The 7,366-nt window shown below is 74.8% G+C and carries 8 protein-coding genes and 1 riboswitch; of the genes, 4 read left to right on the top strand and 4 right to left on the bottom strand.

All coding sequences use genetic code 11. The features are described 5' to 3' along the window. The 4 genes from CCN44_RS05255 to CCN44_RS05240 all read right to left on the bottom strand — a co-directional run. Window positions 1-368, bottom strand: a 368-nt coding sequence (locus tag CCN44_RS05255) for a thiamine phosphate synthase (RefSeq protein ID WP_208639709.1), incomplete at its 3' end; no start/stop codon positions are given. An 82-nt stretch (window positions 369-450) separates the two neighbouring features. Then, the gene (locus tag CCN44_RS05250; RefSeq protein ID WP_059248849.1) at window positions 451-816 is read right to left on the bottom strand and encodes an Rv2175c family DNA-binding protein; all 366 of its coding nucleotides are present in this window, start codon (window positions 814-816) and stop codon (window positions 451-453) included. Window positions 817-965: 149 nt separating this feature from the next. Next, window positions 966-2,198, bottom strand: coding sequence for an NAD(P)/FAD-dependent oxidoreductase (locus CCN44_RS05245; protein ID WP_079080928.1), 1,233 nt, complete (start codon window positions 2,196-2,198; stop codon window positions 966-968). 32 nt (window positions 2,199-2,230) lie between these two features. Continuing rightward, complete coding sequence (locus CCN44_RS05240; protein WP_059248851.1) at window positions 2,231-2,581, bottom strand: hypothetical protein; 351 nt, start codon at window positions 2,579-2,581, stop codon at window positions 2,231-2,233. A 53-nt stretch (window positions 2,582-2,634) separates the two neighbouring features. Next, a riboswitch (TPP riboswitch) is annotated at window positions 2,635-2,746 on the top strand. Here CCN44_RS05240 and thiO point away from each other — a divergent pair. From thiO to pknB, 4 genes are all read left to right on the top strand, one after another. Then, window positions 2,744-3,913 carry a glycine oxidase ThiO gene (thiO, locus tag CCN44_RS05235; RefSeq protein WP_086696974.1) on the top strand — a complete coding sequence of 390 codons (1,170 nt, stop codon included), beginning with the start codon at window positions 2,744-2,746 and terminating at the stop codon, window positions 3,911-3,913. It overlaps the preceding riboswitch by 3 nt. Further along, entirely contained in the window at window positions 3,910-4,122 is a 213-nt protein-coding gene (gene thiS, locus CCN44_RS05230; RefSeq protein WP_059248853.1) for a sulfur carrier protein ThiS, read from the top strand. Before thiO ends, thiS begins: the two co-directional genes overlap by 4 nt. A 3-nt stretch (window positions 4,123-4,125) precedes the next feature. Next, complete coding sequence (locus tag CCN44_RS05225; protein WP_059248854.1) at window positions 4,126-4,920, top strand: thiazole synthase; 795 nt, start codon at window positions 4,126-4,128, stop codon at window positions 4,918-4,920. 631 nt (window positions 4,921-5,551) lie between these two features. Further along, window positions 5,552-7,366, top strand: a 1,815-nt coding sequence (pknB, locus tag CCN44_RS05220; RefSeq protein WP_167403942.1) for a Stk1 family PASTA domain-containing Ser/Thr kinase, incomplete at its 3' end; no start/stop codon positions are given.

Below are 7,366 nucleotides of genomic sequence, written 5' to 3'. Positions count from 1 at the left end.
GCGGCGGCCTCGGCCTCGGCGTGCGTGGAGCGGCCGATCAGCACCTCGTCGCCGAGGATCGCGCGGGCCGCGGGCACGGGCAGATCGCCCTGGCCGAGGTGGAGCACGTCGGCGCGGGCGGCGTGGGCGACGTCCGCCCGGTCGTTGACCGCGAGCAGCTTGCCGTGCCGGGCGCAGGCGTCGACGAAGACCGCCAGGTGCTCCAGCTCCTCGGCGGCCTCCATGCCCTTGTCGCGCAGCTGCACGATGTCGACGCCGCCGGCCAGGACCGCGTCCAGGAACTCGGGCAGGTCGCCCTGGCGCCTGCGGGCGTCCGTGCAGAGGTACAGGCGGGCGTCGGCGAGCGCGGCGCGGGCGGTGTCGGACATGCGTGGGTCCCCCCGTGGTCGGTGTCCCTGGCGGCGGCGTGCGGGCGTCCGGCCCGCACGCCGCCTCGGGCTGCGGGTCGGCTCAGACGGCGAGCGCCTGGGCGCGGCGCTTCACCTCCGTGCCGCGATTCTCGCTCAGGGCCTGCGCGGGGGTGCCGGGCAGGGTCGGGTCGGGGGTGAAGAGCCACTCGATCATCTCTTCGACCGTGAAGCCGTCGTCCCGCAGGAGCGTCAGGGTCCCGGACAGGCCCTTGACGACCTTGTCCCCGTCGATGAAGGCGGCGGGGACGTGCAGCGCCTTGTTCTCACCACGGCGTACGGCGATCAGCTGGCCCTCCTTGACCAGCTGCCGGACGCGCGTCACCTCGACGCCGAGCTGTTCGGCGATGTCGGGGAGAGTGAGCCAGGCGGGGACGAGAGCATCGATCTTTGCGTCAATCTCGGTCACGGATACAAGCGTAGGCGCTCCGCCGGACCGGCCGCGATCGGTCGTGCGCCATCTGCGGGTGCGTCGTCGCTGGTCGCGCCCACGCGGCGGTGGCCGCATATCACACACAGCCCCGCGCCCCTCAGGGGCACCCCCCAGGGGGACGCTGATCAGTCGGCCGTCGCGTCCTTCAGGGGGCGGGACGGGTCGGAGAGGGCCTCGGCGTCCATGGTGCGGCCCGCCTCGATCAGGCGGCGGCCCTGGGCCAGGTCCCGGGGGCGGCCGACGGCCAGCAGGGCCACCAGGCGGCCCTCACGCAGCCAGCACACCGTCCAGGACGGGCCCGCCGGGTCGCCGCGCCAGACCAGGCGGTCGGCCGCGGCGTGATGGCCGGCGTACTGCACGAACCGGCCGAACTGCTCGGACCAGAAGTACGGCACCGGATCGTAGACCGCGGGGGTCTCGCCGAGGATGTTCGCGGCCACCGTGCGCGGACCTTGCAGGGCGTTGTCCCAGTGGTGGACGAGGAGCCGTTCGCCGTAGCGGGCCGAGGGGAAGGAGGCGCAGTCGCCGACGGCGTACACGTCCGGCACGGAGGTGCGCAGGCGGTCGTCGGTGAGGACCTCGCCGTGCGCGCCCAGCTCGATGCCGGAGCCGGCCAGCCAGCCGGTGGCGGGGCGGGCGCCGATGCCGACGACGACGGCGCCCGCGGGCAGCCGGGTGCCGTCGGCGAGCACCACCTCGCCGGATTCGACGCGCTCCACGCGCGCGTGGGTGCGCAGTTCCGCGCCGGCGTCGGCGTACCAGGCGGCCATGGGCGCGGCGACCTCGGCGGGCAGCGCGCCGGCGAGCGGATGGTCGGCGGCCTCCACGACGGTGACCGCGCAGCCCGCCTCGCGGGCGGCGGTGGCGAACTCGGCGCCGATCCAGCCGGCGCCCACCACCACGATGTCGTGCTGCCGGGCGAGCACGGGCCGCAGCCGTTCGGCGTCGTCCAGGGTGCGCAGCAGATGCACGCCGGGCACGCCCTCGGTGCCGGGCAGCCGGATCGGTTCGGCGCCGGTGGCGAGGACCAGGACGTCGTACGGCACCGGGCCCGTCCCGGTGTCCAGCTCGTGCTCGGCGGGGCGCACCCCGTGCACCTCGCAGCCCAGCCGCAGCTCGACCCCGAGGGACTCGAAGTCCACCTCGAAGGCGGAGTCCTCGGCCTTGCCGAGCAGCACCGCCTTCGACAGCGGCGGCCGGTCGTACGGCTGGTGCGGCTCGGCACCGATGACGGTCACCCGGCCCCGGAAGCCCTGCTCGCGCAGGGCGACCGCGGTCTGCACCCCGGCCATGCCCGCGCCGACGACGACCACGCGCCGCCCCGGTGACGTGCCCTCTTCCGCTGTCTGCTCGCTCACCCGATCACCATAGACAATTGATGATCCGTCAGTCAGGGGGCGTGCTCGGTGACCTGTTCCACAACGCTCGTCCCGGAGCCCGGCTGGGACTCCCACTCCCAGGTCTCCTCCAGCCGCACCCGCCCGTCCGGCAGCTCGACGACCGTGGACACGCAGTGCCCGGAGGCGGTCCGTCCGTCGGTCTTCAGCTGCACGTACCGGAAGTCCAGCCGGTCGCCGTCGCGGGTGCCGACCAGGTGGCCGCGGACGACGTCACCGCCCGCATACTCGGCCCAGATCACACCGTCCTGCTCGTGGTAGGCGAACCGGGTGCGGGTGCCCACCTGACCTGGGGCCTGGTCCGCCACGGGGGCGAGGGTGAGTCCGTCGAGCGAGCGGGCCATGGGACAGGGCTCCCTTACGGGTGAGGAGGTCGGCGGGCTAGGGTGGCCACCGTACAAGCACTCGCGGGAGCCCGGACGCACCGGGCTGAGAGGGAGGCTGGCGGCCTCCGACCGTACGAACCTGATCCGGGTCATGCCGGCGAAGGGAGGGGCTTACCGCCCATGTCGTCACGTACGTCCGACGTCCTCGTCATCGGGGGCGGCATCATCGGCCTGGCCACGGCCTGGCGCGCGGCGCAGCGCGGGCTCGCCACGGCCGTCGTGGACCCCGAACCCGGCGGCGGGGCCGCGCAGGTCGCGGCCGGGATGCTGGCCGCGGTCACCGAACTGCACTACGGCGAGGAGACACTGCTCGCCCTGAACCTGGAATCCGCCCGCCGCTACCCCGGTTTCGCGGCCGAGCTGACCGAACTGACGGGCCGCGACTTGGGCTACCGCCGCTCGGGCACCCTGGCCGTCGCGCTGGACGCCGACGACCGCGCCCACCTGCGGGAACTGCACGCGCTCCAGCAGCGCTCGGGGCTCGCCGCGGAGTGGCTGTCCGGGCGGGAGTGCCGGCGCCTGGAGCCGATGCTGGCGCCGGGGGTGCGCGGCGGGCTGCGGGTCGACGGCGACCACCAGATCGACCCGCGCCGGCTGGCGGCGGCTCTGGTGGCCGCGTGCGAGCGGTCCGGTGTGGTGTTCCACCGCGCCTGGGCCGAGCGGCTGGACGTGGCGGGTGACCGGGCCGTCGGGGCCACCACGGCGGACGGCACCGGGCTGCGCGCGGAGCAGGTGGTGCTCGCGGCCGGCAGCCTGAGCGGACGCCTGGTGGGGGTGCCGGACGAACTGCTGCCTCCGGTGCGGCCGGTCAAGGGGCAGGTGCTGCGGCTGGCCGTGCCGCCCCGGTACGCGCCCTTCCTGAGCCGGACCGTCCGGGCCGTGGTGCGCGGCAGCCAGGTCTACCTGGTGCCCCGGGAGAACGGCGAACTGGTCGTCGGCGCCACCAGCGAGGAGCTGGGCTGGGACACGACGGTCACCGCGGGGGGCGTGTACGAGCTGCTGCGCGACGCCCACGAGCTGGTGCCCGGCATCACCGAGCTGCCGCTCACCGAGACCCGCGCCGGGCTGCGTCCCGGCTCCCCCGACAACGCGCCGCTGCTCGGCCCGTCCGGCCTGCCCGGGCTGCTGCTGGCCACCGGGCACTACCGCAACGGGGTGCTGCTCACCCCGGTCACCGGGGACGTGCTGGCGCACGCCCTGGTCACCGGCGAGCTTCCGGAAGAGGCACGTCCGTTCACGCCGCGGCGCTTCGCCGCCGTACCCCTGGAGAAGCTGGAGCAGCCCGCATGAACAGCTCGGTCCTGATTTCCGTCAACGGGGAGCGCCGGGAGGTCGCCCCGGGCACCGCCCTCGACACCCTCGTGCGGACCCTCACCGCGGCGCCGCGCGGGGTGGCCGCCGCCGTCAACGAGACCGTCGTCCCGCGCGCGGAGTGGGCGACGACCGCCCTCGCCGACGGCGACCGGGTCGAAGTCCTCACCGCCGTACAGGGAGGCTGAGCCATGGCCGACGATCCGCTGGTCCTCGGTGACCTGACCTTCTCCTCCCGGCTGATCATGGGCACGGGCGGGGCGCCCAGCCTGGAGGTGCTGGAGCGGGCGCTGATCGCTTCCGGCACGGAACTGACCACGGTCGCGATGCGCCGGGTGGACCCCTCGGTGCACGGCTCGGTGCTGTCGGTGCTGGAGAAGCTCGGCATCCGGGTGCTGCCGAACACGGCCGGCTGTTTCACCGCCGGCGAGGCGGTGCTGACCGCGCGGCTGGCCCGGGAGGCGCTCGGCACGGACCTGATCAAGCTGGAGGTCATCGCCGACGAGCGGACGCTGCTGCCGGATCCGGTGGAGCTGCTGGAGGCGGCGGAGACGCTGGTCGACGACGGGTTCACGGTGCTGCCGTACACGAACGACGACCCGGTGCTCGCGCGGAAGCTGGAGGACGTGGGGTGCGCCGCCGTCATGCCGCTCGGCTCGCCGATCGGGTCCGGGCTCGGGATCCGCAACCCGCACAACTTCCAGCTGATCGTGGAGCACGCGCGCGTGCCGGTGATCCTGGACGCGGGGGCCGGTACGGCGTCCGACGCGGCGCTGGCGATGGAGCTGGGGTGTGCGGGGGTGATGCTGGCGTCGGCGGTGACGCGGGCGCAGGACCCTGAGCGGATGGCCGCCGCGATGCGGCATGCCGTGGAGGGGGGCCGGCTGGCTCGGTCGGCGGGGCGGATCCCGCGGCGGTATCTCGCGGAGGCGTCGTCTCCTGCGGAGGGCCTGGCCGTGCTCGATCCTGAGCGTCCCGCGTTCTGAGCGGTGCGGTAGTCCCGTCTCCTCGCCCGCCCGTCACCGCCCACGGGAAGGCCGGACTTTCCCGTGGGGCGTCCTCGACGCCGACGGGCGCGGGTCGCGGGACCTGCCCCGCCGGGTCGTGAACCGCGTGTCCCGCCGCGAGTGGCGAAGGCCCGCGGACCGCCGCACGTCGCAGAGCGTCCTCGACGCCGACGGGCACGGGTCGCGGGACCTGCCCCGCCGGGTCGTGGACCGCGTGTCCCACCGCAGGTGGCGAAGGCCCGCGGACCGCCGCACGTCGCAGAGCGTCCTCGACGCCGGCGGCCGCGGGTCGCGGGACCTGCCCCGCCGGGCCGTCGACCGCGTGTCCCACCGCGAGTGGCGAAGGCGCGCGGGCCACCGCACGTCGGAGAGCGTCCTCGACGCCGACGGCCGCGGGTCGCGGGACCTGCCCCGCCGGGTCGTGGACCGCGTGTCCCACCGCGAGTGGCGAAGGCCCGCGGACCGCCGCAGGTCGGAGGGCGTCCTCGACGGCGGCGGGCGCGGGTCGTGGGTGTGGGGGTGGGTGAAGCGTCACAGGTCGGCTTCAGTACGGGTGCTGGGTGGCATGAGGCGGCGGGGGTGTCGGTCGGTCCTCGTAGACTCGCCTCTCGTGGATACGACCCTTCAGGACCCCCTCGTCGGGCAGGTGCTCGACGGCCGGTATCGCGTCGACGCGCGGATCGCGGCGGGCGGGATGGCCACGGTCTACCGGGCCCTGGACACCCGTCTGGACCGCGTGCTCGCGCTGAAGGTGATGCACCCGACGCTCGCGGCCGACGGGACGTTCGTCGAGCGGTTCATCCGGGAGGCCAAGTCCGTCGCCCGGCTCGACCACCCCAACGTGGTGCAGGTCTTCGACCAGGGGACCGACGGGTCGTACGTGTATCTGGCGATGGAGTACATCGCCGGCTGCACCCTGCGGGACGTGCTGCGCGAGCGGGGCGCGGTCCAGCCGAGGGCCGCGCTGGACATCCTGGAGCCGGTGCTCGCCGCGCTGGGCGCCGCGCACCGGGCCGGGTTCGTGCACCGGGACATGAAGCCGGAGAACGTGCTGATAGGCGACGACGGCCGGGTCAAGGTCGCCGACTTCGGGCTGGTGCGCTCCGTGGACACGGTGACCAGCACGACGGGTGCCGTCCTCGGGACCGTCTCCTATCTCGCCCCGGAGCAGATCGAGCAGGGCACCACCGACCCGCGCGTCGACGTGTACGCGTGCGGGGTGGTCCTGTACGAGATGCTGACGGGCGCCAAGCCGCACGCCGGGGACTCCCCGGCGCAGGTGCTCTACAAGCACATCCACGAGGACGTGCCGCCGCCGTCGGCGCTCGTGCCCGGGCTGCCGTACGAGCTGGACGAGCTGGTCGCGTCGGCCACCGCGCGCACCCCGGACCTCCGGCCGCAGGACGCCGTGGCGCTGCTCGCCCAGGTCCGCGAGGCCCGGCCGGCGCTGACCGACGAGCAGCTGGACGCGCTGCCGCCGCAGGCGCTGGCCGCGGAGCACGACAACGCCGAGGACCGCACGAGTGTGATCCCGCGCGCGCTCACGGTGCCCCGGCCGCTGCCCGTGAACGAGGACGCGGCGGAGGACCTGCCCGGGGACGCCCTCGGGGACGGGGCCGGGGACGGCGTCGACCGCACCGCCCGCTTCCGGACCCCGCCCGTGCCGCCCCGCCAGCACCGCGCGCGGCCCCCGCGCGCGGTGCTGGCGGTGATCGCCGCCGTACTGCTGGTGTTCGGCGTGGGCGCCGGGATCTGGTACATCAACTCGGGCCAGTTCACCAAGGTGCCGCCGCTGCTGTCGCAGACCGAGGCGCAGGCGAAGGCGCGGCTGGAGGCGGCCGGGCTCGACGTCGGCCAGGTCAAGCGCGCGTACAGCGACACCGTGGAGCGCGGCACGGTGATCGGCTCCGACCCGGCGCCGGGCGCGCGGATCCGGGACCACGACTCGGTGACGCTGACCGTGTCGCTGGGCCCGGAGACGGTGAACGTGCCGAACGTGGCCGGGCAGTCGCTCGCGAAGGCGCGGGCGCGGCTGAAGGCGGACGGCCTGGAGCCGGGCATGGTCACCCGGGAGTTCAGCGACGAGGTGCCGAGGGGCTCGGTGATCGGTACGACGCCGGAGGCGGGCACCAAGCGGCACTCCGGCTCGGCGATCGCGCTGGTCGTCAGCAAGGGCAGCCCCGTCGACATCCCCGACGTCACAGGCGANNCCCGGCAGGAGCTGACGGACGCCGGTCTGAAGGTGAGGATCGCCGACAAGCGGATCCACTCCGAGTACGACGCGGGCCAGGTGGCCGCGCAGAGCCCGCGCGAGGGACGCCAGGCCGCCGAGGGCGACACGGTGACGCTGACCCTGTCCAAGGGGCCGGAGATGATCGAGGTCCCGGACGTGGTCGGGGACAGCGTGGACGACGCCCGCGACGCC

It is taken from the genome of Streptomyces tricolor (genome assembly GCF_002155905.1).
Taxonomy (GTDB): Bacteria; Actinomycetota; Actinomycetes; order Streptomycetales; family Streptomycetaceae; genus Streptomyces; species Streptomyces tricolor.
Note: the sequence above shows the minus strand (reverse complement) of the source record. Positions and strands in the feature narration are given on the sequence as shown.